This is a genomic window from Streptomyces hyaluromycini, from assembly GCF_002217755.1.
In the GTDB taxonomy this organism is placed as follows: Bacteria; Actinomycetota; Actinomycetes; order Streptomycetales; family Streptomycetaceae; genus Streptomyces; species Streptomyces hyaluromycini.
In genome coordinates, this window is sequence record NZ_BCFL01000039.1 from 75083 (window position 1) to 100899 (window position 25817).

The window sequence follows — 25817 nt, forward strand, 5'->3', positions numbered from 1 at the left end:
TGGCTCGGGGACGCGAGCCCGGGCCCGGTGCTCACCTGCTGTCGCTCGACCCCGTCCCGGACAGTGCGGCCCGGCCGGCCTCCAGACGGGCGACCGGGACGCGGAAGGGCGAGCAGGAGACGTAGTCCAGTCCGGCTCCGTGGAAGAAGTGGACGGACTCTGGGTCGCCGCCGTGTTCGCCGCACACGCCGATCTTCAGGCCGGGGCGTGTGGCGCGGCCCTCGTCGACGGCGATGCGGACCAGCCGGCCCACGCCGTCACGGTCGAGGGTCTCGAACGGCGAGGTGGCGAAGATGCCCTTGTCGAGGTAGGCGGAGAAGAACGCCGCCTCGACGTCGTCGCGGGAGAAGCCCCAGGTGGTCTGGGTCAGGTCGTTCGTGCCGAAGGAGAAGAACTCCGCCTCCTCGGCGATCCGGCCCGCGGTGAGCGCGGCCCTGGGCAGCTCGATCATGGTGCCGACCGGGCAGTGCACGGGCACACCGGTCTCCTCGGACACCTCGGCCAGGACCCGCTCCACCTCCGTCCGCTCGATGCGCAGTTCCTCGACGGCGCCGACCAGCGGCACCATGATCTCCGCCTCGGGGGAGCCCCCGGCCCTCGTACGCGCCACGACCGCCTCGGCGATCGCCCGTACCTGCATGGCGACCAGACCGGGCACCACCAGGCCAAGGCGCACGCCCCGCAGCCCGAGCATCGGGTTCTCCTCGTGCATGCGGTTGACCGCGCCGAGCAGTTCGGTGTCGTGCGGGTCCGGGTGTTCGCCCCGGGCCTCGGCGGCGGCGATCCGCACGGCGAGGTCGGTGCGGTCGGGCAGGAACTCGTGCAGGGGCGGGTCGATGAGCCGGATGGTGACCGGCAGGCCGTCCATCGCCTCCAGGATGCCGGTGAAGTCCTGGCGCTGGAGCGGCAGCAGTGCGCCCAGCGCATCCTTGCGCTCGGTCTCGTCGCGAGCCAGGATCATCGCCTCGACCAGCTTGCGCCGCTCGCCGAGGAACATGTGCTCGGTACGGCACAGCCCGATACCGCGTGCGCCGAACCGCCGGGCGCGGGCGGCGTCCTCCGGGGTGTCGGCGTTCGCGCGCACCTCCAGCCGGGCGGTGCGGTCGGCCTGCTCCATGGCGTCGGCCACGGACTCGACCAGCCCGGCCGACCGCTCGCCCGTCTCGAAGTACCGCATCACCGCGGAGTCGACCAGCGGAGCGGCGCCCAGAAACACGGTGCCTTCGGAGCCGTCGACGGAGATGACCGTGCCCTCCTCGACGACGATCTCGCCCACGGTGAAGCGACGGCCCGTGGCGTCCACGGTGATCTCCTCGGCGCCGCAGACGCACACGGTGCCCATGCCGCGGGCGACCACGGCGGCATGGCTGGTCTTGCCGCCGCGGCTGGTGAGCACCGCCTGTGCGGCGATCATGCCCGGCAGGTCGTCGGGGGTGGTCTCCTGGCGGACGAGCACCACCTGCTCGCCCGCGGCGGCCCGGCGGACGGCCTCGGCAGAGTCGAACACGGCGGCGCCCACGGCCGCGCCCGGTGAGGCGGGAAGGCCGTGCGCGAGCGCCTCGCCGACGGCGGAGGTGTCGAAGCGGGGGAACATCAGCCGGGCGAGCCCGTCCCCGGCGACTCGGCCCAGCGCCTCGGCGGGGCTGATCAGGCCCTCGTCCACCAGCTCGGAGGCGATGGCGAACGCGGCTTCGGCGGTCCGCTTGCCGACCCGGGTCTGCAGCATCCAGAGGCGGCCGCGCTCGATGGTGAACTCGATGTCGCACAGATCCCGGTAGTGCGTCTCCAGGGTCTCCATGTGATCGCGCAGCTGAGCGTACGAGACAGCGTCGAGCTCTTCCAGGCCGGCCAGTGACACGGTGTTGCGGATACCGGCCACGACGTCCTCGCCCTGGGCGTTCGGCAGATAGTCGCCGTACAGGCCGGGGCGCCCGGTGGCGGGGTCGCGTGTGAAGGCGACACCGCTGCCCGAGTCGGAGCCGAGGTTGCCGAAGACCATGGTCTGCACGTTCACCGCGGTGCCGAGGTCGTCGGCGATGTGTTCGCGGCGCCGGTAGATCCGGGCCCGCTCGCCGTTCCAGGACTCGAAGACGGCGAGGACGGCCCGGCGCAGCTGCTCGTCCGGGGACTGCGGGAAGTCCTCGCCGGTCTCCCGGCGGATCAGAGCCTTGTACGTCTCGACGAGCTCGGTCAGGTCCGCCGCATTCAGGCCCAGGTCGTCCGTGGCGCCCCGGTCACGCTTGAGGTCGGACAGTGCGCTCTCGAAGAGTCCGCTGTCGACGCCCATGACCGTACTGCCGAACATCTGTACGAGGCGACGGTAGGAGTCCCAGGCGAAGCGCTCGTTCCCGGACACCTTCGCGAGGCCGAGCACGGAGTCGTCGCCGAGACCGATGTCCAGGATCGTCTCCATCATGCCGGGCATGGAGAAGCGTGCCCCGGAGCGGACGGACAGCAGCAGCGGATCGTCGGGCTGTCCCAGCTTTCGACCGGCCGCCTTCTCCAGGGCGGTCAGATGCCCGGAGATCTCCTCGGCCAGTCCGTCCGGCTCGCTGCCGGCGCTGAAGAAGGCCCGGCAGGCCTCGGTCGTCACGGTGAAACCCGGTGGCACCGGCAGTCCCAGCCGGATCATCTCGGCCAGGTTCGCCCCCTTGCCGCCGAGCAGGCCGGCCAGGTCCCGGCCGCCTTCTGCGAAGTCGTACACGTAACGGACCATGATCTCGGTCTCCTCCGTCGGGCTTCGGCTGGATGCTCTCTCCAGCGTCCGCCCGCCGGTGTCGGAGGGGGCAGGTGCTGTCGGGCCCCTCAGGGGGGCCGGTCGGCCCAGGCGCATGTGTCGCCGCCCGGCTTTCGTCGGCTAGTTCTTCTGCAGTGCGCGGGTGACTCCCGCGATGACGGAGGTGGTCAGCACCCAGCCGAAGGCGATCAGCAGGTAGGCCAGCCACTGGAGAGTGCCGTTCGACCAGTACCAGGCCGTGCGCTGGCCGAGGCCGCCGATGGGGATCAGCAGGTCGAGCGTGTAGACGAGGGGCTGGAACGGGGGCCCCTCGCCTCGCTGGACCGGACGCGGGGAGTGACCGCCGAAGGACAGGGTGCCCAGCAAGGTCAGCGCGAGGAGCCAGACGCCGGCCAGCCAGGGGCGGTAGCCGTAGCCGACGGTCACGTCGAGCAGGTGCCCCCACGCACGCGCGGCCGGGGGCAGCGTCCGACGCCGGTGGCGCTGTTTGGCGAGGAGTACGCGGCGGGCGTCGTCGTCGTGGCCGGCCTTCCGGTACCAGGTCGCCAACTGCTCGTAGGGCTGGGGGTTGTAGCCGGGGCTGCGTCGTATCCACGCCACGCGCTGGGCCACGGAGTTCCGCCGCCCCACTGCCTCCCGACCCCCGCCCGCCTCGGCCGACTTGACGGAGCCGTAGACGAAGCCGTCCAACTCCACGGTCTCGGGCCAGCTGTGCTTGTTGTCGTGCAGGTACGACACCTGCGCCCCCTGTAGGTCCACGGTGCCGGACGGCGGTGCGGCGAGGGTGAAGTCGAAGTCGACGGCCTGCATCAACGGGGCCGACAGGGACGGGCCGTTGCCGTCGGGCGGCCCGTTCAGGACGGCCCCCGCGAAGCTCAGACCGGCCGAGACCCGGGCGCCCCGCAGCCCCACGGTCCCGTTCGCGACGAACCCGTCGGAGAGGACGACCGTCGAGGCCGCGGAGTTCTCCAGGTTGAGCGCCAGGCCACGCGGGCCGGGCTCCTCCAGCCGCGCGCCGTCCATGTACAGCCCTCCGGGCAACTGTGCACCCGGAAACCGTACTTCGCCCCGTGCGACGAACCCGGGCCGGCAGAAGAACCCCCCTTCCATGACCAGGCCGCCGGCGGCCAGGGCCCACCCGCCGGGCGCGTTGAGCTCGGCCTTGTTGAGGATCACGCCGCCGGCCACCCGGGCGTTGGTGAGGGACAGGGCGGTGATGCGATGGTGGAAGTGAGAGGGGGCACCGGTCTCGATGACCGAGCGTCCCAGGTCGAAGTTCCCCTCGATACGGGTCGCTCCGGCCTCGATGCCAGGCACCTGGCAGCCTTTGAACACGAGCGTCTGGGTCGTCGCCCCGAGCAGGTTCACCGCCTCCTCGAACCAGCACTCCTCCAGCCAGATGGCGTACGTGAGCTGCGCTCCGGCGAGGTCGAGCGGTCCGACGATCCGCGCCCCGGCGAGCCGCAGACACGGCACGGCACCGGGCTGCCCGCTGCGCGCGCCCAGCATCAGCGCCGCGATCACGGGGGCCCGAACCGTCCGCTCCGGCCCCCACTGGCCGCCCTCGGCGACCTGGTCGTCCCCAGGCGCACCCGCGCGCAGGTCCACGGTCCGCCCTTCGGGGAACGCGTTCCACAACTCACGCTCCGGTGAGGTCAACTCGTCGTATGAGAACACTCGTGCAGAGTAGTGATCCTCCTGCGCGGTCGCCCTGCCCCGCCGTGCGCGAATCCGAGGGTGAGCCGTTCTGCCAGGCGTTCTTGGCGCCGACGTGAGTCGGCTGGGCCACTGGGGTGTTCTGTGGCTCGGCCGGTGACGCGTCTCTGCGTGGAGGTCTGATGGTCGACCCGTCGGCAAACCGGAGGCACGGCGTCTACCGGTGTGCTCGGAGTCCGTCGAGGATGAGCGCGAGCATGTGGGGTGCCCGGTCCTCGGGGCTGGACGCGGCACGCCACAACGCCCCGGTCAGCTGGAGGAAGTCGCCGGGGTCGGCGTCCGCGCGGATGCTTCCGTCCTTCTTGCCGGCGTCGAGGAGCTCGGTGATCGCGGCGATGACCGGCCCGTAGCTCTGCTCGGTGATCGTCTGGTGCGCGCCCGGGCCGAGGGCGTCGCCGAGGCCGTGCTTTCTGCGCATGGCCTCGACGAGGTCGGTCGTCCAGCGGCGGAGCGCTTCCAGTGGCGGCACCTGGGCCAGCAGGTCGGGCACGGTGCCGGTGATGCGTGCGACCTCGTCCTGGTAGACGGCCAGGACCAGCGACTCGCGTGTCGGGAAGTTGCGGTACAGGGTGCCCGCGCCGACTCCCGCGCGCTGGGCGATCTGGTTCATCGACGTGCTGCCGTCCGCCGCGAACGCGTCGCGTGCGGCGGCGAGGATGCGCGCCTTGTTCTCACGGGCGTCTGAACGGACCACAGGACCTCACCTTGCTAAGCGGAGAGCTCTCCACTACGTTATCCGGAGAGCTCTCCGCATACCTTAAGGAGCGTCATGCATTACATCAAGCTCGGCACGACCGGCCTCGACGTGTCCCCGATCGCGATCGGCGCGATGACCTACGGCGAACCCGACCGCGGCCACCCCGTCTGGTCGATGGGAGAGGAGGACGCGCGCCCGCTCGTCAAGCACGCGCTGGAGGCGGGGATCAACTTCTTCGACACCGCGAACATGTACTCCAACGGTTCCAGCGAGGAGATCCTCGGCCGCGCGCTCAAGGACTTCGCCGACCGCGACGCCGTGGTGATCGCCACGAAGCTGCGCCATCCGATGCGGCTGGGACCGAACGGCCGCGGCCTGTCGCGCAAGGCGGTCATGACCGAGGTCGACCACTCCCTGCGCCGCCTCGGCACGGACTACATCGACCTCTACCAGATCCACCGCAACGACCACGCCACCCCGTGGGAGGAGACCCTGGAGGCGCTCAGCGACCTCGTGAAGGCCGGCAAGGTCCGCTACCTCGGTGCCTCGTCCATGCACGCCTGGGAGTTCGCGAAGGCGCTGCGCCTGCAGAGGCAGCACGGCTGGGCGCGGTTCGTGTCGATGCAGGACCACTACAACCTGCTCGCCCGCGAGGAGGAGCGGGAGATGATCCCGCTGTGCCTGGACGAGGGCGTCGGCACGATCATCTGGTCGCCGCTGGCCCGCGGCCGCCTCGCCCGCGCGTGGGACGACGCCCGCTCGACGGCGCGCTCCGAGACGGACGGCGCGTACGCGGACACCCTCTACTCGACCGAGCAGGAGGCGTCCAACCAAGCGATCATCGACGCGGTCGGACAGGTCGCGGACGCCCACGGCGTCAGCCGCGCACAGGTCGCACTCGCCTGGCTGCGCCGCCGGCCGGTCGTCACCGCACCGCTGGTCGGCGCCGGCTCGATCCGGCAGATCGACGAGGCCGTGGCCTCCCTCGACATCGAGCTCACCGACGACGAAGTGCGCGCTCTGGAAGCCCCGTACACCCCCCGCCACGACTGGCAGGGCGTCTCCGACGAGGCCGAGATGGAGGCCATTCGCAGGCGCGTTCCCGGCATGGCTCTCGCATGACACCCATCGTCCGCTCCGGTGCCGCTGCCCGCGCCGAATCCGTCCCGATCCTCCTCGGCCCGCTCGTGTCCCGGGACGCAGAGTTCGTCACCGCCGAGGCACGGCAGGGGCCGCCGTCCTCGCCCGTGCACAACCGGGTCGGCCGCTCGGGCCTGACCGGCCCGGCGCAGACCGCGTTCGGACAGGGCGCCGACTCCACCCTCGGCACCGTCACGGACACCGGCTGGGTGAGCTACGGCATCCTCCTCCTGATCGTCGGCGCCTTCCTCCTCTTCGACCCGCGCAAGGGCACCCGCCCGATCGTCGTCGTGAGCCTCGCCGTCCTCGCCGGCGTCGGCAACGGCCTGATCGCGTTCCCCCTCTTCATGGCCAATGCGTTCACCGGCCGGATGGGGAACAACGGGATCTTCGAGCGCGCCGTGGTGTACCCGTTCATGATCGGCCACGCCCTCCTCGGAAGCAGAGTGGCCGCTGCCCGGCGGCGTCATGCGACGCGCCCGCCGACACCTTTTCACATTCGAGTCGCGAGCTGAGGAGACACAGATGGCACAGGTACTGGTCACCGGAGGGACAGGGTTCATCGGGAGCTGGTGCGTCCTGACCCTCCTCGACGCCGGGCATACCGTCCGCACCACAGTCCGCGACCTGCGACGCGAGCCGGCACTGCGCTCCTGGCTCCACGCAGCCGCGCTCTTCGACGACGACCGTCTCACGGTCGTACGTGCCGACCTCGAACACCCCGAGGGCTGGGACGACGCCGTCTCCGGCTGCGACTTCGTCCTCCACGTCGCCTCGCCGACCCTGCGCCGCACGCCGACGACCGACGACGACTTGGTGGTCCCGGCACGGGAGGGCGTCCTGCGGGTGCTGCGCGCCGCCCGTGACGCCGGTGTGCGCCGGGTCGTCCTGACGAGCGCCTTCGGCGCCATCGGCATCGGGCATCCCCCGCGCTCGACCCCGTTCACCGAGGAGGACTGGACCGACGTCGACAGCGACATCCCGCCCTACCAGCGGTCCAAGACGCTCGCCGAGCGCGCCGCCTGGCAGTTCGTCACAGACGAGGGTGGTGGGCTGGAACTGGCGGTGGTTCATCCCGTGGGGGTCCTCGGCCCCCTCCTCGGCCCCGACGACCCGCCCTCCCTGCGCCTGGTGCGCAGAATGATCGAGGGACGGGTGCCTGCGTGTCCTCCCTTCGGGATGGGCTTCGTCGACGTGCGCGACGTCGCGGATCTGCACCTGCGCGCGATGACCGATCCGGCGGCCGCCGGCGAGCGCTTCCTGGCAACCGCCGGGCACAGCCTGCGGGTTGTGGAGATTGCGCGCATTCTGCGTGACCGCCTGGGGGAGCGCGCTGCGCAGGCCCCGGTCCGTGAACTGCCCGTGTGGCTCGCCCGAGCGCTGGGCACCGTGAACCCGGAACTGCGGTTGCTGAGGCACCAGTTGGGCCGGGATCTCGACGCCACAAGCGCCAAGGCGGAGCGGCTTCTCGGGTGGCGGGCACGTCCCATCGAGGACACCATTGCGGAGACCGCCGAGAGCCTCCTCGCCCACGGCATCGGGAAATAACCGGTTCGCGACCGACCGATGCGGCAGCCTTACGCGCCGAAGCAGTGTGGGCCCAGCCCCGTGAAGCGGCCTGTCCAGGACGACACCGGCGTCGCATCCGTGGGCCTGGGACTTGATCCCAGGCCCCGACCGGCGGCGGACAGAACGCCGAGGGGCCGTACGGCCCTTGGCAGGGACCGGGCAGCCCCTGCCCTCGTACAAGCCGCGGCGCGACGCTGGTACCGACAGCAGACCGAGTGCTGGAGGTGTCGAGATGCTTCGCCCCGTTGTCGCCGGAGTCGACGGATCCAACGAAAGCCTCGCCGCCGCCGCTTGGGCGGCGCGCGAGGCTCTGCGGCAGGACCGGCCGCTGCACCTGGTACACGCCTGGAACTGGCACCCCCGCCAGGAGGAGGGGGAGATCGCCACGGCCGCTCAGCGGCATCTGGCCCGGCGCGCCCTGCGCCAGGCGGAGGACCTGGTGCACAGGGATCACCCTCAAGTCCGCCTCACCGACGAGCAGATGGAGGGGCCGGCCACCCCCGCCCTGCTGAAGGCCGCGGACCAGGCCGAGCTGATCGTCCTGGGCTCGCGCGGCCTCAGCGGCTTCACCGGATTCCTCGTGGGTTCGGTCGCCCTCGGGGTGGTGGCGAAGGCCACCCGTCCCGTCGTGCTCGTCCGGTCGGACGAGCGGGCCGCGGACGAACACCTCCCGGCCGACGACGGAAGCGAATCGACGCTCACCGGCTACCGGGACGTCGTGCTCGCGATCGGCCTGGACGACCCCTGCGACGAGGTCATCGAGTTCGCTTTCGAGGCGGCCCGGCTCCGCCACGCCCGGCTGCGGGTCGTGCATGCCTGGCACATGGCCGGGCCTGTCGGCCTCGGAGCGGGCGAGGTCGGTCTGCTGCAGGAGTCCTGGCAGGGCGAGGAGTGGCTGGGCTTCCTCAAGGCCGTGCTCCAGGTGTGGCAGGACAAGTATCCGGACGTGGAGGTCCTGGCCACCGTGGTGGAGGACAGGCCCACGACCGCGCTCGTGCGGGCCTCGACCGGTGCGAGCCTCCTCGTCGTCGGCCACCGTCTTGCCGAACGCCCGGTCGGCCCGCGCACGGGACCTGTCACCCACGCGGCGATCCACCACGTCGGCTGCCCCGTGGCCGTCGTCCCCCATGCGTAGTCGTCCCCCATGTGCACAGGAGTCCCGGACCCTGCCGACGGGGCACCTCGCCGAAGATTCCGCGGCAGCGCGGACGCACGAAGGAGGTGACGGTCATGACGAGACATGTCGTGGCCGGTCTGGACGGTTCGAGGGAAAGCCTCGCCGCGGCCGACTGGGCGGCCAGGGAAGCACTCCGACGAGGGCTGACCCTCCGCCTGGTCCATGCCTGGGAAGGCCTGCCGGACGACGGCGCCGACGCGAACCTGCCCGAGCTCAGGGCACCGCAGTACCACGCGCGCCGGGTGCTGCGCCAAGCCCTTGACGTGCTGAGCGAGCGCTATCCGCAGCTGTACATCGCCGCCGAACAGGTGCGAACGCAGCCCGGACCCGCACTGCTGGCCGAGGCGGCGGACGCCGAGCTGCTGGTCATCGGGAACAGGGGGACGGGCGGGGTCGGCGGCTTCATGTCCGGATCGGTCGCCATGGCCACCGTGGCCCATGTCGACCGGCCGGTCGTTCTCGTCCGGGCGGACGAGACGGCAGCGGACGAACACCTCCCCGACGATTCGGGAAAGGCGTCGACGCGGACGCCCCTGCGTGACGTCGCGGTCGCCGTCGACATCGGCGGACCCTGCGACGACATCCTCGACTTCGCGTTCCGTGCGGCGGAGCTCCGCCGGGCGCCACTGCGCGCCGTGCATGCCTGGCACATGCCGCTCACCGGCGTCGTCCCGGGCGTCGAGGAACGCACGAGGATCAGGGAGGAGGCCGAGCGTGAACTCACGGGCCTGCTCCGGCCCTGGCGCGCGAAATACCCCGACGTGATCGTCCTGGAGAACCTGCACGAGGGGCGCGCGGCGCACGTCCTCGCGCGCGCCGCCGGCGGGGCCGGTCTGCTGGTCGTGGGCCGCCGCAGGCGGCGTACGGCGATCGGTTCGCACACGGGCCCGGTGGCGCACGCGCTGATCCATCACGTGAGTCGGCCGGTCGTACTGATCCCGCACGACTGAAGTCGACGTCGGATCAGAGGAAGGGCGGTCCACGATCATGTCCGACGTCCCTACGGAGCCCTGCCACGCGTCCGCATGCCTCGTCCGGGCCGCCCTCACCGCGCCCCCGATGTCCAACGACGACCGGCCGGCCTTGGCCAGGCACCAGGTTGGGGCCGCGTTCACCACGATGCCGGCGAGCGCGGTGGCGAGCATCAGGCCGCGCTCGGCCTGCGGCGGGGAGAGCAGGCGGCGTACGGCCTCGTAGGCGGGCCCCCCGAGCAGGAGCAGGATCAGCCCGTTGACCTGGGTGAGGGCGATGGCCGGCCAGCGGCGGTCGGCGTTCGCCGAGACACCGTGGGAGTGCCCGGCGTGCCCGCCCGCACCGTGGCCCGAATCGTGTTCGTGCCTCGAACCGTGCCCGTGGTCGTGGCCGTGCTCGCTCATGCTGACGTCTTCGCCGTCGCAGCCGTTGCCGGGACGCGTCGGGCTTTGCAGGTCGGGGCCGTCAGCCCGACGGTGATCTGCCGCCGGTCCTAGCCTTGAGGTACGCGAGGCGTTTCCTGCGCGAGGAGCGTGATCGGCGATGACGGGCAATGGCTTGATGACAGGGTGGATGTGGGCCTGGCCGGTGTTCATCGTGGGCGGCCTGCTGCTTGTCGGCTTCGTCGTGGTGCGGCCGGCACAAGGGGGGACGCACGGCCGTGCCGCACCCCGTCCGGTCGGCTCGGCAGCACGGCGGATCCTCGACGAACGCCAGGCTCGCCGGGAAATCGACGAGGACGAGTACCCGCGTCGCCGGAGTCTGTCGCCGTGAGCGGCCGGCCGATCAGCCGACGCCAGGCGTTGGCGTTGCTCGGACTCGGTACAGCCGGCATGGCGGCCGGCACCGCCGGCTGGGCAGCCGGTGCGGATACGCCCACCGAGCGGAACCGTTGGCAACCCGGTGCCTCCGGGGAGCGTCTGCGCCAGCCGCAGGTTGCGGCCGGCCGCGGCGGGGTGCTCGATGTGACCCTCACCGCGGCCCCGGGAGCCCGACTGGCCGGCCGGGAGACGTCGGCGTGGGCGTTCAACGGCACCTGCCCGGGGCCGACCTTGCGGGTGCGGCCCGGGGACCTGCTGCGAGCGCGGTTGATCAACCACATCGACCAGCCGACGAACCTGCACACCCACGGCCTGCACGTGTCTCCGCACGGCAACGGCGACAACCCGTTCGTCACCATCGAGCCCGGCGACAGCTTCGACTACGCCATCGCCGTCCCGGCCGACCATCCGGCCGGCACGTTCTGGTACCACCCGCACCACCATGGCACCGTCGCCGACCAGATCTTCGCCGGCCTTGCCGGAGCACTGCTGGTCGACGGCGGTCCCGACCCGGATCTGCCGGTGACCGACGACCTGGTTCTGCTGGTCACCGACATCACCCTGGACGGGGCCGGCCGGGTCGCCTCGCCGAACATGATGGCCAGAATGACGGGCCGCGAGGGCGAGCTGGTGCTGGTCAACGGCCAGCACCAGCCGGTCATCACCGCCGCGCCCGGGGCGGTGCAGCGGTGGCGGGTCGTCAACGGCTGCGTCTCCCGGGTCCTCGCGCTGCGTCTGCGGGGTCATCGGCTGACTCAGGTCGCCCTGGACGGGATGTTCCTGCCCGCCCCGACCGATCGGGACCAGGTGGTGCTGGCTCCGGGAAATCGCGCCGACCTACTCGTGCGTCCCACCCGCAGTGGCCGGTACGCGCTGGTCAGCGAACCGTACGACCGCGGCAGCCTGGGCATGATGGGCGGCATGATGGAGGGCGGTCCCTCCGCCGCCGGCCCGGTCACGCTGGCGACCCTGGCCGCGTCCGGAGCCGCCACGGCATCGGCCGCGTTGCCTGCGAGGCTGCCTGCCCCGTCGATCCCGTCGGACAGCGTGAGCAGACGGCGTCAGATCACCTTCGCGATGGGCATGGGCGGGATGGGCATGGGCGGCATGGCCTTCACCATCGACGGGCGCACCTTCGACCCCGGGCGCGACGACCAGACCGTCACACAGGACACCATCGAGGAGTGGACCGTGGTCAACACCAGCCCCATGGACCACGCGTTCCACCTGCACGCCTGGCCGTTCCACGTGCTGACCGGCGCACCTGCCGCAGGCGTGCGGCAGGACGTCGTCCTGGTGCCGGCCCGCGGCTCGGTGCGACTCCGCATCCCGTTCACCGACTACCCCGGCCGTAGCGTCTACCACTGCCACGTCCTCGATCACGAGGACCTGGGCATGATGGCCACTGTCAACGTCCGCCCCTGACGGGCTGCCCCGAGTGGTGCACCAGGCCTTCCGGCGGCGGCTCGGTGCGCCCGTCGTGGTCCGGCGCCCCGGTCGGAGTCCGGCCCGGCGGCAGACGACGCGGTCAGCTCTTGGCCGGTCCCGACGGCGCACCGCGCAGGATGTCCAAGCGGCGCCGGTACTCCTCTTCGTCGATCTCGCCGCGCGCGTACCGTTCGGCGAGGATCTGCTCGGCGCCCGGGCTGCCGGGTACGGACGGTGCACTCCAGCCAGGGTGCCCGCCCACGTGCGTACCAGGGCGCAGCACAGCACGGAAGAGCAGCACCACGGCGGTGATGAGCGCCGCCCAGAACAGCAGATTGCCGGCGGTCATCCAGAACCAGGCCCAGCCGCTCATGCCATGTCCGTACCAGTACATCATCATGGTTCACTTCCCCGGTTCAGAGACGTCCGGGTGACGCCTGTGGGATCGATTCGTTTCCATGGTTCCTGCGGGAGGCGGGCGGATGACAGGGCCCGGACGGCCCTCCTGAGGACCGGTAGACCCTGGTTCACCGCAGCACCGGGCGCCCGCCGCCCGGTGCCGGAGCGATGCTTGCCACCTGCCACAGCCCGCACGCGACGGCCACCAGCCCCGTACCGACGACCGCCTCGGTGCCCGCCCGGCGCACGAGAACCGGAGACAGCGGCGCGACGACCGCCAGCAGCCCGGCCACCGGCAGCACGCGCAGCCCGGTCTCCTGGGCGCTGTGGCCGAGGCTGGACTGCAGGTACCGGGTCAGGACGAACAGGGCTCCGAACAGCCCGAACATCGCCAGGGACACCGACCAGGTGGCGATCGAGAACCGGCGCTCGCGGAAGAAGCCCAGGTTCAGCATGGGATGGGTGCCGGCCCGCTCCCACAGGGCGAAGCACACCAGCACCGCCAGTCCGCTGCCGCCGGCACCAGCATCAGCCCGGTGAAGACCAGGGCGTAGGCGTCCACGATCCACTGCAACCGGGTCGTCGACGCGTCCAGTTCGCGGACCAGAGTGGGCAGTGCCACGTTCAGGATCGTGTTGTCCAGGGTCACGATCAGCAGTGACACACAGAGCACGAGCAGTGCCGCCCAGCGGTTGGCCGGACCGCGGTTCCCCGGTGTTGCGGCCTGGTCCGGTACCTCTCGTAAATTCGGCACGGGTCCGGGCAAGGCCGCGGGCCCGGTGGCGGGGCGGGTACCGAACGTCCCCGGGAGGGGCCGAGCGGCCCTCCCGGGGCGCGTGGGTCACCGGCGGTGCATGGTCTCCAGCGCGGCCGCCAGGACGTGGGGGTCGTGGTGGCCCTTGTAGACGGGCGGCGGTTGCCTGTCGAGGTGGAGAAGCTGGGACACCGCCGTCCACGCCGTGCGTACGGAGTACTCGACCGTGAAGACGACGTCGTCCGGCACCTCGGCGAACTGCCCGATGAAGGCGAGGTTGACCGAGCCCTCGGGCACGACCTCGGGGCGGTCGTCGCGGCGGCGGTTCAGGAACTGGCTGGTGATGTAGGGCATCACGCAGGGAATGACGGTCGAGGTCGCCAGGACGCGGGCACTGGTCGGGTCGTCGAAGTGCAGGTGGTGCAGGACCTCTTCCAGGATCTCCCGGCCGGAGCACATCGTCATCGGTTTGGGCGTGTGGTTGCCGGCCCGGCCGGGGAAGAGGCCGTAGCCCCACCAGACCGAGACACCGTCCGGCTGGTCGCGGTAGGCGGGCTGGCGGTTGGCGACGATGGTGAGCAGCCAGTTGGAGTCGGTGAAGGTCATCAGGCCGCCCTTGCCGGTCTCCCGGCCGCTGAACCCGGCCAGCGCGTCGAGGAAGACGGGGTCCTTGGCCGTGACCGTGAAGGACTCCCAGCGGGACTCCTTCACGTGCTTGTCGAAGGCGCCCGGGTTCCCGAACTTCTCGTGTCCCCGGGCCAGCCGGTGCCAGAGCAGCCAGGCGTCCGAGCGCTGGGAAGGCGGCGGCGGGGGAGACGTGTGCGTGCCCCGGCTGGAGGCGTCGGTCATGGAGCCGTTGGTGACCAGCACCAGATCCTCGGGGGCGACGGCGATCCGCTCCTCGCGGCCGGCCCGGATCAGGCGGACGGCCTGCACCGTCCTGCCGTCCTTCCCAGGGGCGAAGTCGAGGTCGGTGACCTTGCAGCCGGGGTGGATGGTCACGCCGCGCTCGCGCAGCCAGGACGCCAGGGGGCGCACGATCGAGTCGTACTGGTTGTACCGGGTCCGGTGGATCCCGGACATGGAGCCGAACTCCGGGAACAGGTGGATGAAGCGGCGGAGGTAGCGGCGGAACTCGATCGCGCTGTGCCAGGGCTGGAAGGCGAACGTGGTGCACCACATGAACCAGAAGCTGGTGGTGAAGAAGTGCTCGCCGAAGCAGTCGGTGATCCGCTTGTCGTCCAGGTGCCCCTCGGGGGTCGCCAGACACCGGACCAGCTCCAGGCGGTCGCGCTCGGAGAACCCCATCGAGCGGGGGTCGACGATCTTTCCGTCCCCGTCGACCAGCCGGGCGATGTCGTCCCAGGCGAACTCCTCGTGCCCGGCCAGGATCTCCTGGGTCACGGTCACCGAGGGATCGTCCAGCGTGGGAATGCCGGACAGCAGGTCGTACGTGCAACGGAACTCGGCCTCGAACATCCGCCCGCCGCGCATGGTGTAGCCGGCCTCCGCGCTGCCGCCCGCGTCCAGGCTGCCCCCGATGCCCATCTGCTCCTCGAAGAGATGGATGTCCGCGCCGTCGAACCCGCCGTCGCGGATCAGGAAAGCCGCCGCGGCGAGCGCCGCGATTCCGCTGCCCACCAGATATGCCTTCGCCATCACAAGTCTCCTCGTCGCTCACGTCTGCGGATCGGGAACCGCACCTCCTACGTTTTCGTGCGCGGGCGGCGCCGTCAGTGGGCCGTTGGTCACCGGTCGGGCCCGGTCGGCCCTGGCCTCGTCGCCAGATCGCGGCCGCGCCGTCGATCTGGCGCACGGCAACCCGGTCGACGTGCCGTTGCCAACCGCGGAGGGCGCCGACGTGCCGGCCGTCGGGGCAGAGGGGGGTTCGCTCGTGCGCCGTTCGGGTCGGTCAGGATGCAGGTCTCGCAGCACGCGAGCTGTCCTGTGGTGATCGTGCGTCCCGAGGGGCCGTGAGCGAAGACCCGCGGGTTCCGCGTCGTGGACGTGGTCACGGACCGCGTGGCGGGGCACCGGTGAGCGGGCTGGTGTGCGGGCGCACGGCCCCCGAGCCTGCTCAGGTTCATGCCGTCGACCGGCACGCCGCCGCGGTGGGCGGCCACCGCATGCGTACGCGGGCAGGCCACCGGAGGTTGCCGCAGGTTCGGTCAGCGGATCGGGTCGGCCCTGTCCGTGACCGTGAACGGACCGTGATCGTCGTCGCAGGGCATGCCGACAACGATCACGGTCCGTCGGACGGAGCGGTGGCGGGCAGGGCAAAGAAGTGTGGGCGCCCGGAGAGCCGGTGCGTGGCCCCCGTGGACCCGGCTCCGCGCACGGCTCACCTCGCCGGTCGGCCCTGGGTGTCCGGTTGTTCCAGGTGGGTGGCGAGGACGGCGGCCTGGACGCGTCGTTGGACGCCGAGTTTGGCGAGGAGGCGGGAGATGTGGTTCTTGACGGTCTTCTCGGAGAGGTAGAGCTTCTTGCCGATCTCGCGGTTGGTGAGGCCGTCGCCGATGAGGGCGAGGATGTCGCGTTCGCGGGGGGAGAGGCTTGCCAGTTCGGGTGGCGTGGACGGGGTCTCGGCGGGGTCGGCGCGCAGGGAGCGCATGAGGCGGGCGGTGGTCGCGGGGTCCAGCATGGACTGGCCCGAGGCGACCGTGCGGACCGCCGAGACCAGGTCCGAGCCCTTGATCTGCTTGAGGACGTAGCCGGAGGCTCCGGCCATGATCGCGTCGAGCAGGGCGTCCTCGTCGTCGAACGACGTCAGCATGAGGCAGGCGAGGTCGGGCATCTGGTCGCGCAGTTCGCGGCAGACGGTGATGCCGTCGCCGTCGGGGAGGCGGACGTCGAGGACGGCGACGTGCGGGCGCAGGGCGGGGCCGCGGGCGAGGGCGTGCTGGACGGTGCCGGCGTCGCCGACGACGGTGATGTCGGGTTCGGCGTCGAGCAGGTCGGTGATGCCGCGCCGGACGACCTCGTGGTCGTCGAGCAGGAAGACGCGGATCGGGTCCTGCTCCGAGAAGGTGCGCGGCTCTGCCATGACGTCCCCTGGTTTCCCGGATGAAGGGCAGACTGCGTGCTGCCCGGGATGATCATCGCCCGCCGGGGCCGCTTGTACTAGGGCCGACCGGCCCCAGTTGCCTCCTCGGGGTGGCCGGTCGTGAGCTCGAATTCCACGTCGACCACGCCTTCGACGGCCCGGACCAGCCGCGCCGCCACGGGGACGAGGGCCGTGTCCCGGATCCGGCCGACGAGCTTGACCACTCCCTCCTGGACGTCGACGCGCAGCGCGGAGGAGGGTGGCGGGAAGAGGTAGGAGACGACCTCGCGCCGTACCTCCTCGGCGATCTCCTCGTCACCGCGCAGGAAGACCTTGAGCAGGTCGGCGCGGCTGACCACACCTTGCAGCACACCGAACTCGTCCACCACGGGGAGCCGCTTGACCTTGGCCCGTGCCATGGTGCGGGCGGCCTGTGCGAGGGTGGCGTCGGGGCGGGTGGTGAGGGCGGGGGAGGTCATCAGCTGTTCGGCCGCCACCGCGCCGGCCTTCGTCAGGTCGGTGATCCTGTGCAGCTGTGTGTACCGCTCGGGGTCGCCGTCCCGGAACTCCTCCTTGTGCAGGAGGTCCGCCTCGGAGACGACGCCGACGACGCGGCCCTCTCCCTCGACGACCGGCAGGGCGCTGACCTGCCAGTCCCGCATCAGCTGCACGAGTTCCTTGAAGGACGCCTGACGTCCGACGCTGACGACGGTCTGTGTCATGACGTCGCTCACGATGTGCGGTGTGCCGTGCATGGTCACTCCCAGGAGAGCCGATGGGGCCGAGGGACGTCGTCAGATGCCGGCGTCGGCCCCGTACGGGGCGTACAGGTCCAGCAGCCGGGTACGGGAGGCGCGCAGGCGGTGGGCGAGCACCTGGCCCACCCACTGGCTGACGGCGTTGCCCAGCGCCGGGTCGTCCTGGCACATGGACCGGACGGCGACGGCGTCGAACTCGTAGGCCCGGACCGGTGTGGTGGCCTCGGCGCCCAGGTGCCACACGTACGGTGCGAACAACCAGGACCAGCCGACCAGTTCGTCGTGGCCGAGGTTCTCGATGACGGCCGCCCGGCGGCCGGGAACGTGCATGTCGAGTTCGACACGGCCGGAGCGGATGATCCAGAACCGGTCGGCGCGAGCGCCTTCCTCGAAGAGCCGCGTCCCCTGGGGGAAGGAGACCTCCCGGGCGAGGCGCATCAGCCGTTCCCGATGTCCGCCGGGAAGGGCGCGCAGCATGGTGGGGGTCGGTGTGGTGCTCATGGCGTACCTCCCTGGCGGGCCGTACTGACTGCTACTGCCAGCGTGCGGCGGATGCCGCGGAAGCGGCATGGGCCGAACGGTCCCGGCCGCCCGGGACCATCAGTACGTCTCTGAGCCCGTACGGCCGCTCCCCGCACCCCGCTGTGGCGCAGACGATCAGTCCCACATCGATTCGTCCGCAGCGCCACGCACAAGGAGCACAGCCATGTCCACGACCCCGACGAGCGGGAGACGAGCCGCCCCGGTGGCGGCGGCCCTCGGTCTCCCCGCCGCCTCCGCCCTCGTGATCGGCAGCATCATCGGCACCGGCGTCTTCGCCCTGCCCTCGGCTCTGGCGCCGTACGGGCCGATCGCGCTGGTCGCCTTCGGCGTCGTCACCCTCGGAGCGCTCGCCCTGGCGCTGACCTTCGGCTCGCTCGCCGGGCGGACCACCGCGAGCGGCGGGCCCTACGTCTACGCCCGCGAGGCGTTCGGCGAGTTCGCGGGGTTCCTGAACGCCTGGTCGTACTGGATCACCGCGTGGGCCGGCAACGCGGCGATCGTGGTGGCCTGGGTCGGCTATGTCGAGGTGTTCGTCAACACCGGCCACAAGACGTGGATCTCGGTGCTCCTCGCACTGACCGGCCTCTGGATCCCGGCCGCGATCAACCTCACCGGCGTACGGAACATCGGCGCCTTCCAGGTCGTCACCACGGTGCTGAAGTTCGTCCCGCTGGTCTTCATGGCCACTGTCGGGCTGTTCTTCGTCGACCCGGACAACTTCGGCTCCTTCAACGCCAGCGGCCACTCGGCGCTGGGCGCGATCTCCGCCGCGGGGGCCATCGCCCTGTTCAGCTACCTGGGCCTGGAGGCGGCCTCGGTCGTCGCCGGCCGGGTGCGGGAGCCGGGCCGCAACGTGCCGAGGGCCACCGTGTACGGCACGCTCGTCTGCGCGGTCATCTACATCCTCGGCACCCTCGCGGTCTTCGGGACCGTCTCGCACGCCGGTCTCGGTTCCTCCACCGCGCCCTTCACCGACGCCGCGAACAACATCTTCGGCGGCACCTGGGCCGGTGACGTGGTCGCCGTCGCCGCCATCGTCTCCGGCATCGGCGCCCTCAACGGCTGGACCATGCTGTGTGCCGAGATGCCGTACGCCGCCGCCCGTGACGGACTGTTCCCCACCGCCTTCGCGCGGCTGCGCGGCAAGAACGGCGTGCCGGCCTTCGGGATTGTCGCCTCGACCGTGCTGGCCTCGCTGATCACCGTGTTCAGCTACACCCGCTTCGACGACGTCTTCACGAAGATCGTGCTGCTGAGCGTGCTGACCGCCGTCATCCCGTACCTCTTCTCCGCCGCCGCCCAGCTGTACTGGCTGCTGGTGCACGGCAGGGAGTCGCTCAGCCCGAAGCGGCTCGCCCGCGACACGACCGTCGCCGCGCTGGCGCTCGCCTTCTCCTACTGGTCCATCCAGGGCAGCGGCTACCAGACCGTCTACTACGGGCTGTTCGTCGTGCTGCTCGGTGTGCCGGTCTACGTCTGGCTCAAGCGCGGCCAGAGTCTGGCCGCCGCCGGCACCGGTGCCCCGCGGCGCGCCCCGGAGACGGCGGTCCCCAGCCCCCGGCGCCCCCGCGGACTGCGCACCAACCGCGTCGGCGGCGCCCGCAAGCCGCACCCCCTCAACCAGCAGGACTGACCCAGCGCCCCCGGAAAGGCCACCATGAACACCTTCCACGTCGACTCCGAGGTCGGCCCCCTGCGCCAGGTGATCCTGCACCGCCCCGGCCTCGAACTCTCCCGCCTCACCCCGCGCAACGTCGACGCGCTGCTCTTCGACGACATCCTGTGGGCCAAGCGGGCCCGCGAGGAGCACGACGCCTTCGCCCAGGTCCTGCGCGACCACGGCGCCCGCGTCCACTACTTCGCCGACCTGCTTGCCCAGGCTCTCGACGCCGACGGCGCCAGGGACTGGCTGCTCGACCGCGTCATCACCCCCGCCACCGTCGGTCCGGCGCTCATCGACCCCGTCCGCGCGCTGTGCGCCGAACTCGACGGGGAGACCCTGGCCGGCTACCTCATCGGCGGGATCCTCAAGAGCGACCTGCCCCTTGCCACCCCGCACAGCCTGGTCTGGAACGCCCTGGGCGCCGACGACTTCGCCCTTCCGCCGCTGCCCAACCACCTCTTCCCGCGCGACAACTCCTGCTGGATCTACGACCGGTTGTCGGTCAACCCGATGGCCAAGCCGGCCCGCCGCCGCGAGAGCCTGCACGCCGAGGCCATCTACCGCTTCCACCCGCTGTTCGCCGGCACCCTCGTGCCGGACGGCGTGGCCGGCACCCTGGAGGGCGGTGACGTCCATGTCCTCGGCAACGGGGCCGTGATGGTCGGCATGGGGGAGCGCACCACCGCCCAGGCCGTGGAGAACCTGGCCGCCCGGCTGTTCGCCGACGGCACGGCCACCCGGCTGATCGCCGTCCAACTGCCCTCCGCGCGGGCCTACATGCACCTGGACACGGTCCTGACCATGGTCGACCGCGACGCCTTCGCCATCTACCCCGGGCTCGCCGACTCCCTGCGCTCCTGGACCCTCACCCCGAGCGCCGATCGCGACACCGGCTTCGAGGTGACCCCCGACTCCGACCTGGCGACCGCGCTCGCCGAGGCCCTCGACCTCGACAAGGTCCGCATGCTCTCCGCGCCGCAGGACATCCGGGGCGCCGAGCGCGAACAGTGGGACGACGGCAGCAACTTCCTCGCCGTCGCGCCCGGCGTGATCGTCGGCTACGAGCGCAACGTCACCACCAACACCTACCTGCGCAAGCAGGGCATCGAGATCGTCACCATCGCCGGTGCCGAACTCGGCCGCGGGCGCGGCGGACCGCGCTGCATGAGCTGCCCGATCCAGCGCGACCCGGCCAACTGACAGGACATCACCATGACCGTCGACCTGCGAGGCCGCTCCTACCTGAGCGAACTCGACTTCACCGCCGCCGAGATCCACCACCTCCTCACCCTCGCCGCCCGCCTCAAGGCCGAGAAGCGCACCCGCACCGAGCGGCCCCGGCTCACCGGCCGGAACCTCGCGCTGATCTTCGAGAAGACCTCCACCCGCACCCGCTGCGCCTTCGAGGTCGCCGCCGCCGACCAAGGAGCCCACACCACCTACCTCGGCCCCGGCGACACCCACATCGGCGGCAAGGAGTCCATCGCCGACACCGCCCGCGTGCTCGGCCGCATGTTCGACGCCATCGAGTACCGCGGCAGTGCCCAGTCGATCGTCACCGAACTCGCCGCCCGCTCCGGCGTCCCCGTCTACAACGGGCTCACCGACACCGCCCACCCCACCCAGAGCCTGTGCGACGTCCTGACCATGCACGAGCACAGCGCCAAGCCCCTGCAGGACATCGCCTACTGCTACCTCGGCGACGCCCGCAACAACATGGGCAACTCGCTGCTCTCCATGGGCGCCCTGCTCGGCATGGACGTCCGCATCGCCGCCCCGCGCGCGCTGTGGCCGCACAGCGATCTGGTCACCCGGTGCCGGGCGCTCGCCGAGCGCAGCGGCGCCCGCATCGCCCTCACCGAGGACGTCGAGACCGCCGTACGCGGTGCCGACTTCCTGCACACCGACGTCTGGGTGTCGATGGGCGAACCCGCCGACACCTGGCGGGAGCGCATCGAACTGCTCCTGCCCTACCAGGTCAACGACAAGACGCTGGCCGCCACCGGCAACCCCGACGTCAAGTTCATGCACTGCCTGCCGGCCCTGCACGACCGCAGCACCCACCTGGGCCGGGACCTCTACGACGCCCACGGCCTGGACGGCCTGGAGGTCACCGACGAGGTCTTCTCGTCCCCGGCGTCGATCGTCTTCGACCAGGCGGAGAACCGGCTGCACACCATCAAGGCCGTCCTCGTCGCCACCCTGGAGGACTGAACCATGCGCATCGTCGTCGCCCTCGGAGGCAACGCCCTGCTGCGTCGGGGCGACCGCCCCGACGCAGCCGTCCAGCAGGAGAACGTCGACCGGGTCGTCACCGCCCTCGCCGCGCTCGCCCACGACCACGAACTGGTCATCACCCACGGCAACGGCCCGCAGATCGGCCTGCTCGCCATGGAGAGCGCCACCGACCCGGCGCTGACCGTCCCCTACCCGCTCGACATGCTGGGTGCCGAGACCCAGGGCATGATCGGCGCCCTCTTGGCCCGCGCCCTGCACAACGCCCTGCCCGGCCGCCGTATCGCCACCCTGGTCACCCACACGCTGGTCCGGGCGGACGATCCGGCCTTCGCGCGGCCCACCAAGTTCGTCGGCCAGGTCTACGGCCAGGACGTCGCCAAGGCCCTCGCGCGCCGCCGCGGCTGGCGCATGGGGCGGGACGGCAAGGGCTGGCGCCGCGTCGTGCCCTCCCCGATCCCGCAGGGCATCGTCGAGACCGAGACCCTGCACGAACTCCTCAACGGCGGCACGCTGGTGATCTGCGCCGGCGGCGGAGGCATCCCCGTCACCGCCGACCGGGACTCCGGGGCCCTCACCGGCGTCGAGGCGGTCGTCGACAAGGACCTCACGGCCGCCCTGCTCGCCGAGGAACTGAAGGCCGACTTCCTGCTCATCCTCACCGACGTGCCCTGCGTGTACGCGGGTTACGGCACCCCGGACCAGCGCCCGGTGCTCGACGCCACCCCGGACGAGCTGCGCGGCGCCGGCTTCCCCGAGGGCTCCATGGGGCCCAAGGCGGAGGCGGCCGCCCGCTTCGTGGAGCGGACCGGGGGACTGGCCGCCATCGGAGCACTGGACGCGGCGTACGAGATCGTCCACGCCCGCTCGGGCACGCTCGTCCGCCCGGACCTCGACGGCGAGTGACCGACCGAGCAGGGCCGTCCGGCCCCGGTCCGGGGGACCGGGCGGCACTCCCGGCGAGCGCGGTGAGCGAGAAGCATTCCAAGTGAGAGATCGGGAGAGGACCGACGATGACCGCAACCATGACAGCCGGCAACCGCACGACAGACGCCTGGCGGGGCTTCGCCGGGACGCTCTGGCGCGAGCGGATCGACGTACGCGACTTCATCCAGGCCACCTACACACCGTACGAGGGCGGCCCGGAGTTCCTGAGCGGACCCACCGACCGGACCCGTGCGGTCTGGGCGAAGGTCAGCTCGCTGTTCCCGGAGGAGCGCCGCCGGGGCATCCTCGACGTCGACACCGCCACCCCGTCGACCATCACCTCGCACGCGCCCGGCTACATCGACCGCGACCGCGAACTGATCGTCGGCCTCCAGACGGACGCCCCGCTCAAGCGCGCGATCATGCCGAACGGCGGCCTGCGGATGGTGGAGAACGGGCTCCGCGCGTACGGCTACGAGGCCGACCCGTTCGTGACCCGCGTCTTCGGCACCTACCGCAAGACCCACAACGACGGGGTCTTCGACGCCTACACGCCCGAGATGCGCGCCGCCCGCAAGGCCGGCGTCATCACCGGACTGCCCGACGCCTACGGCCGGGGCCGGATCATCGGCGACTACCGGCGCGTGGCGCTCTACGGCACCAACCGGCTGATCGAGGCCAAGAAGGCCGAGCGGGCCAAGCTCGACGCCTGCGGGTCCGGCACCGAGGTGATCCGGGACCGGGAGGAACTCGCCGAGCAGATACGGGCGTTGGGCGAGCTGACGCAGATGGCGGCGACGTACGGCTGTGACGTCTCCCGGCCCGCCGCCACCGCCCACGAGGCCGTGCAGTGGCTCTACCTCGGCTATCTGGCCGCCGTGAAGGAGCAGAACGGCGCCGCGATGTCGCTGGGCCGCACCTCCACCTTCCTCGACGTCTACCTCCAGCGCGACCTGGCGGACGGGATCCTCGACGAGACGGGCGCCCAGGAGCTGATCGACGACTTCGTGATCAAGCTGCGGATCGTCCGCTTCCTGCGCACCCCCGAGTACGACGCCCTGTTCTCCGGCGACCCGACCTGGGTGACGGAGTCCATCGGCGGCATGGGCGCCGACGGCCGCACCCTGGTCACCCGCACCTCCTTCCGGTTCCTGCAGACCCTGTACAACCTCGGCCCTGCCCCCGAACCCAACCTGACCGTGCTCTGGTCGCCCCAACTGCCCGCCGGTTTCAAGGAGTTCTGCGCCCGGGTCTCGATCGACACCAGCGCCGTCCAGTACGAGTCCGACGAACTGCTGCGCCCGTGCACCGGCGACGACACCGCGATCGCCTGCTGTGTGTCGGCGATGCAGGTCGGCCGGCAGATGCAGTTCTTCGGCGCCCGGGTCAACCTCGCCAAGGCCCTGCTGTACGCGGTCAACGGCGGCCGCGACGAGATGACCGGCGAACAGATCGCCCCCGCCGCGCCCCCGCTGACCGGGGAGTACCTCGACTACGAGGAACTGTCGGCGGCCTACGACCACGTCCTGGACTGGCTGGCCCGGACGTACGTCAACGCCCTCAACGTCATCCACTACATGCACGACAAGTACGCCTACGAACGCATCGAGATGGCCCTGCACGACTACCCCGTGCACCGCTTCATGGCGTGCGGCATCGCCGGCCTCTCGGTCGCCGCAGACAGCCTGTCCGCCGTCAAGCACGCGCGGGTGAAGGTGTTCCGGGACGCCACCGGACTCGCCGTCGACTTCCGGACCGAGGGCGACTTCCCGGCGTACGGCAACAACGACGACCGCGCCGACGACATCGCCGTCGGCCTGGTGGAGTCCTTCATGGCCAAGGTGCGCCAGTACCCCACCTACCGCAACGCCGAACACACCCAGTCGGTCCTCACCATCACCTCGAACGTCGTCTACGGCAAGCACACCGGCAACACCCCCGACGGCCGCCACGCCGGCCAGCCCTTCGCCCCCGGCGCCAACCCGATGAACGGCCGCGACCGCCACGGCGTCGCCGCCTCCGCCCTCTCGGTGGCCAAGCTGCCCTACGAGCAGGCCCGCGACGGCATCTCCCTGACCACGACCATCACGCCCGAGGGCCTGGGCCACAACCCGGCCGAACGCGCGGGCCACCTGGTGGGCATCCTCGACGCCTACACGGCGGCCGGCGGCTTCCACATGAACGTCAACGTCCTCGACCGGGCCACACTGGAAGACGCGATGGAACACCCGGAGAACTACCCGGACCTGACCATCCGGGTCTCCGGATACGCCGTCAACTTCGTCCGCCTGACCCGCGAGCAGCAACTCGACGTGATCAGCCGCACCTTCCACGGTTCACTGTGAGCACCGTTCAGCGCGGCCGGATCCACTCCTGGGACCTGTCCACCGGCGTGGACGGTCCCGGGACCCGGTTCGTCCTCTTCGTCTCCGGCTGCCCGCTGCGCTGCCTGTACTGCGCCAACCCGGACACCTGGCACATGCGCGACGGGCGCTCGACGACCGTGGACGAGGTGATGGCGGAGATCGAGAAGTACCGCGCCTTCATCACCACGGCCGGCGGCGGGGTGACCGTCACGGGCGGCGAACCGCTTCTCCAGTCCGCCTTCACCGGCGAGATCCTGCGCCGCTGCAAGGAGGCCGGCCTTCACACGGCCCTCGACACCTCGGGTTTCCTCGGCGCCCGCGCCACCGACGAACTTCTCTCCCACACCGACCTGGTCCTGCTGGACATCAAGTCCTTCGACGTCCGCACCTACCGCACCCTGACCGGCGGCGAACTGTCCCCGACTTTGAACTTCGCCACCCGCCTCGACCATCTCGGCGTCCCGATGTGGATCCGCTACGTCCTGGTCCCCGGCTGGACCGACGCCCCGGAGCCCATCGACGGGCTGGCCCGCTTCGTCTCCGAGCTCCCCGCGGTCCAGCGGGTCGACGTCCTGCCCTTCCACAAACTGGGCGCGTCGAAGTACACGGCACTCGGCATTCCCTTCGCGTTGCAGGACGCGCCCGGTCCGTCGCCGGAACTGGTCGAGCGGGTGCGTGGGCAGTTCCGTGGGCAGGGGGTGGAGGCCTACTGACAGAGGTGGGTCCGGGCGCGGCGCAAGCGTCGTGGGCATGTCCAACAGGCCTTGCGGACAGGGCCGTTCAGCCCAAGGGGTGCGGACCTTCGGCATCCGGTGCGGACGTTCGCGGAGCACGAGAGTGAAGGACGTAGGGCAAGGAACGAACCGCCCCCC

The 25817-nt window shown here is 71.2% G+C and carries 24 protein-coding genes; 14 read left to right on the forward strand and 10 right to left on the reverse strand.

The features are described from left to right. Window positions 1-31: 31 nt before the first annotated feature. The 3 genes from ppdK to SSP29_RS48335 form a co-directional block, all read right to left on the reverse strand. A complete protein-coding gene (gene ppdK, locus SSP29_RS48325) occupies window positions 32-2716 on the reverse strand; it encodes a pyruvate, phosphate dikinase (protein WP_089107375.1) in 2685 nt (894 codons plus the stop codon). 141 nt (window positions 2717-2857) lie between these two features. Beyond that, window positions 2858-4414 (reverse strand): oxidoreductase, encoded by a 1557-nt coding sequence (locus SSP29_RS48330; protein ID WP_089107376.1) that lies wholly within the window; start codon window positions 4412-4414, stop codon window positions 2858-2860. 196 nt (window positions 4415-4610) lie between these two features. After that, window positions 4611-5147 carry a TetR/AcrR family transcriptional regulator gene (locus tag SSP29_RS48335; protein WP_089107377.1) on the reverse strand — a complete coding sequence of 179 codons (537 nt, stop codon included), beginning with the start codon at window positions 5145-5147 and terminating at the stop codon, window positions 4611-4613. A gap of 75 nt (window positions 5148-5222) precedes the next feature. Here SSP29_RS48335 and SSP29_RS48340 point away from each other — a divergent pair, with 75 nt between their 5' ends. From SSP29_RS48340 to SSP29_RS48375, 7 genes are all read left to right on the forward strand, one after another. Continuing rightward, window positions 5223-6272, forward strand: a complete 1050-nt coding sequence (locus tag SSP29_RS48340) for an aldo/keto reductase (protein ID WP_089107378.1) — start codon at window positions 5223-5225, stop codon at window positions 6270-6272. Next, window positions 6269-6805, forward strand: a complete 537-nt coding sequence (locus SSP29_RS48345; protein WP_089107379.1) for a hypothetical protein — start codon at window positions 6269-6271, stop codon at window positions 6803-6805. Before SSP29_RS48340 ends, SSP29_RS48345 begins: the two co-directional genes overlap by 4 nt. Before the next feature lie 10 nt (window positions 6806-6815). Further along, window positions 6816-7838 (forward strand): SDR family oxidoreductase, encoded by a 1023-nt coding sequence (locus SSP29_RS48350; RefSeq protein ID WP_089107380.1) that lies wholly within the window; start codon window positions 6816-6818, stop codon window positions 7836-7838. A gap of 253 nt (window positions 7839-8091) precedes the next feature. Beyond that, window positions 8092-8994 (forward strand): universal stress protein, encoded by a 903-nt coding sequence (locus tag SSP29_RS48355; RefSeq protein ID WP_089107381.1) that lies wholly within the window; start codon window positions 8092-8094, stop codon window positions 8992-8994. Between the two features lie 95 nt (window positions 8995-9089). After that, entirely contained in the window at window positions 9090-9986 is an 897-nt protein-coding gene (locus tag SSP29_RS48360; RefSeq protein WP_089107382.1) for a universal stress protein, read from the forward strand. A gap of 565 nt (window positions 9987-10551) precedes the next feature. Further along, on the forward strand, window positions 10552-10782 hold the full coding sequence (locus tag SSP29_RS48370) for an SHOCT domain-containing protein (RefSeq protein ID WP_089107383.1): 231 nt from the start codon (window positions 10552-10554) through the stop codon (window positions 10780-10782). Continuing rightward, window positions 10779-12254 carry a multicopper oxidase family protein gene (locus tag SSP29_RS48375; RefSeq protein WP_150136396.1) on the forward strand — a complete coding sequence of 492 codons (1476 nt, stop codon included), beginning with the start codon at window positions 10779-10781 and terminating at the stop codon, window positions 12252-12254. Before SSP29_RS48370 ends, SSP29_RS48375 begins: the two co-directional genes overlap by 4 nt. Before the next feature lie 103 nt (window positions 12255-12357). Here SSP29_RS48375 and SSP29_RS48380 read toward each other — a convergent pair whose 3' ends face one another. The 4 genes from SSP29_RS48380 to SSP29_RS48395 form a co-directional block, all read right to left on the reverse strand. After that, a complete protein-coding gene (locus tag SSP29_RS48380) occupies window positions 12358-12657 on the reverse strand; it encodes an SHOCT domain-containing protein (protein ID WP_150136397.1) in 300 nt (99 codons plus the stop codon). Between the two features lie 127 nt (window positions 12658-12784). Continuing rightward, window positions 12785-13156 carry an MFS transporter gene (locus SSP29_RS48385; protein WP_167450194.1) on the reverse strand — a complete coding sequence of 124 codons (372 nt, stop codon included), beginning with the start codon at window positions 13154-13156 and terminating at the stop codon, window positions 12785-12787. Beyond that, window positions 13105-13410, reverse strand: a complete 306-nt coding sequence (locus tag SSP29_RS48390; RefSeq protein WP_145969067.1) for an MFS transporter — start codon at window positions 13408-13410, stop codon at window positions 13105-13107. The genes SSP29_RS48385 and SSP29_RS48390 overlap by 52 nt, the downstream gene beginning before the upstream one ends. Before the next feature lie 87 nt (window positions 13411-13497). Next, a complete protein-coding gene (locus SSP29_RS48395) occupies window positions 13498-15069 on the reverse strand; it encodes an oleate hydratase (protein ID WP_089107386.1) in 1572 nt (523 codons plus the stop codon). Here SSP29_RS48395 and SSP29_RS48400 point away from each other — a divergent pair. Beyond that, window positions 14974-15387, forward strand: coding sequence for a universal stress protein (locus SSP29_RS48400; RefSeq protein WP_107436461.1), 414 nt, complete (start codon window positions 14974-14976; stop codon window positions 15385-15387). The two genes, SSP29_RS48395 and SSP29_RS48400, sit on opposite strands and share 96 nt — an antisense overlap. A 364-nt stretch (window positions 15388-15751) precedes the next feature. Here the strand turns inward: SSP29_RS48400 and SSP29_RS48405 are convergent, their stop codons facing one another. The 3 genes from SSP29_RS48405 to SSP29_RS48415 form a co-directional block, all read right to left on the reverse strand. Next, window positions 15752-16453 carry a response regulator gene (locus tag SSP29_RS48405; RefSeq protein WP_089107387.1) on the reverse strand — a complete coding sequence of 234 codons (702 nt, stop codon included), beginning with the start codon at window positions 16451-16453 and terminating at the stop codon, window positions 15752-15754. A gap of 77 nt (window positions 16454-16530) precedes the next feature. After that, window positions 16531-17208: a CBS domain-containing protein gene (locus tag SSP29_RS48410; protein ID WP_089107388.1), complete on the reverse strand. Its 678-nt coding sequence runs from the start codon at window positions 17206-17208 to the stop codon at window positions 16531-16533. 39 nt (window positions 17209-17247) lie between these two features. Further along, window positions 17248-17712, reverse strand: a complete 465-nt coding sequence (locus SSP29_RS48415; RefSeq protein WP_089107389.1) for a cyclic nucleotide-binding domain-containing protein — start codon at window positions 17710-17712, stop codon at window positions 17248-17250. Between the two features lie 205 nt (window positions 17713-17917). On the opposite strand from SSP29_RS48415, the gene SSP29_RS48420 reads away from it, so the two are divergent. The 6 genes from SSP29_RS48420 (at window position 17918) to pflA (ending at window position 25658) form a co-directional block, all read left to right on the forward strand. Then, window positions 17918-19387 carry an amino acid permease gene (locus tag SSP29_RS48420; RefSeq protein ID WP_275539794.1) on the forward strand — a complete coding sequence of 490 codons (1470 nt, stop codon included), beginning with the start codon at window positions 17918-17920 and terminating at the stop codon, window positions 19385-19387. Between the two features lie 24 nt (window positions 19388-19411). Beyond that, window positions 19412-20617: an arginine deiminase gene (locus SSP29_RS48425; RefSeq protein WP_089107391.1), complete on the forward strand. Its 1206-nt coding sequence runs from the start codon at window positions 19412-19414 to the stop codon at window positions 20615-20617. A 12-nt stretch (window positions 20618-20629) separates the two neighbouring features. Further along, the gene (gene argF, locus SSP29_RS48430) at window positions 20630-21631 is read left to right on the forward strand and encodes an ornithine carbamoyltransferase (RefSeq protein ID WP_089107392.1); all 1002 of its coding nucleotides are present in this window, start codon (window positions 20630-20632) and stop codon (window positions 21629-21631) included. 3 nt (window positions 21632-21634) lie between these two features. Beyond that, window positions 21635-22558, forward strand: a complete 924-nt coding sequence (locus tag SSP29_RS48435; RefSeq protein WP_089107393.1) for a carbamate kinase — start codon at window positions 21635-21637, stop codon at window positions 22556-22558. Window positions 22559-22665: 107 nt separating this feature from the next. Next, a complete protein-coding gene (gene pflB, locus SSP29_RS48440) occupies window positions 22666-24924 on the forward strand; it encodes a formate C-acetyltransferase (RefSeq protein ID WP_089107394.1) in 2259 nt (752 codons plus the stop codon). Next, on the forward strand, window positions 24921-25658 hold the full coding sequence (gene pflA / locus SSP29_RS48445) for a pyruvate formate-lyase-activating protein (RefSeq protein WP_089107395.1): 738 nt from the start codon (window positions 24921-24923) through the stop codon (window positions 25656-25658). Before pflB ends, pflA begins: the two co-directional genes overlap by 4 nt. Window positions 25659-25817 lie beyond the last annotated feature (159 nt).

Bases quoted from the DNA above. Each gene is read 5' to 3' on its own strand.
- SSP29_RS48340 (WP_089107378.1), top strand. From the start codon at position 5,223: ATGCATTACATCAAGCTCGGCACGACCGGCCTCGACGTGTCCCCGATC.
- SSP29_RS48370 (WP_089107383.1), top strand. From the start codon at position 10,552: ATGACGGGCAATGGCTTGATGACAGGGTGGATGTGGGCCTGGCCGGTG.
- SSP29_RS48355 (WP_089107381.1), top strand. From the start codon at position 8,092: ATGCTTCGCCCCGTTGTCGCCGGAGTCGACGGATCCAACGAAAGCCTC.
- SSP29_RS48415 (WP_089107389.1), bottom strand. From the start codon at position 17,712: ATGAGCACCACACCGACCCCCACCATGCTGCGCGCCCTTCCCGGCGGA.
- SSP29_RS48420 (WP_275539794.1), top strand. From the start codon at position 17,918: ATGTCCACGACCCCGACGAGCGGGAGACGAGCCGCCCCGGTGGCGGCG.
- SSP29_RS48425 (WP_089107391.1), top strand. From the start codon at position 19,412: ATGAACACCTTCCACGTCGACTCCGAGGTCGGCCCCCTGCGCCAGGTG.
- SSP29_RS48400 (WP_107436461.1), top strand. From the start codon at position 14,974: ATGGATGTCCGCGCCGTCGAACCCGCCGTCGCGGATCAGGAAAGCCGC.
- argF (WP_089107392.1), top strand. From the start codon at position 20,630: ATGACCGTCGACCTGCGAGGCCGCTCCTACCTGAGCGAACTCGACTTC.
- SSP29_RS48350 (WP_089107380.1), top strand. From the start codon at position 6,816: ATGGCACAGGTACTGGTCACCGGAGGGACAGGGTTCATCGGGAGCTGG.
- SSP29_RS48380 (WP_150136397.1), bottom strand. From the start codon at position 12,657: ATGATGATGTACTGGTACGGACATGGCATGAGCGGCTGGGCCTGGTTC.
- SSP29_RS48410 (WP_089107388.1), bottom strand. From the start codon at position 17,208: ATGCACGGCACACCGCACATCGTGAGCGACGTCATGACACAGACCGTC.
- pflB (WP_089107394.1), top strand. From the start codon at position 22,666: ATGACCGCAACCATGACAGCCGGCAACCGCACGACAGACGCCTGGCGG.
- SSP29_RS48435 (WP_089107393.1), top strand. From the start codon at position 21,635: ATGCGCATCGTCGTCGCCCTCGGAGGCAACGCCCTGCTGCGTCGGGGC.
- ppdK (WP_089107375.1), bottom strand. From the start codon at position 2,716: ATGGTCCGTTACGTGTACGACTTCGCAGAAGGCGGCCGGGACCTGGCC.
- SSP29_RS48360 (WP_089107382.1), top strand. From the start codon at position 9,090: ATGACGAGACATGTCGTGGCCGGTCTGGACGGTTCGAGGGAAAGCCTC.
- SSP29_RS48345 (WP_089107379.1), top strand. From the start codon at position 6,269: ATGACACCCATCGTCCGCTCCGGTGCCGCTGCCCGCGCCGAATCCGTC.
- SSP29_RS48405 (WP_089107387.1), bottom strand. From the start codon at position 16,453: ATGGCAGAGCCGCGCACCTTCTCGGAGCAGGACCCGATCCGCGTCTTC.
- SSP29_RS48395 (WP_089107386.1), bottom strand. From the start codon at position 15,069: ATGGCGAAGGCATATCTGGTGGGCAGCGGAATCGCGGCGCTCGCCGCG.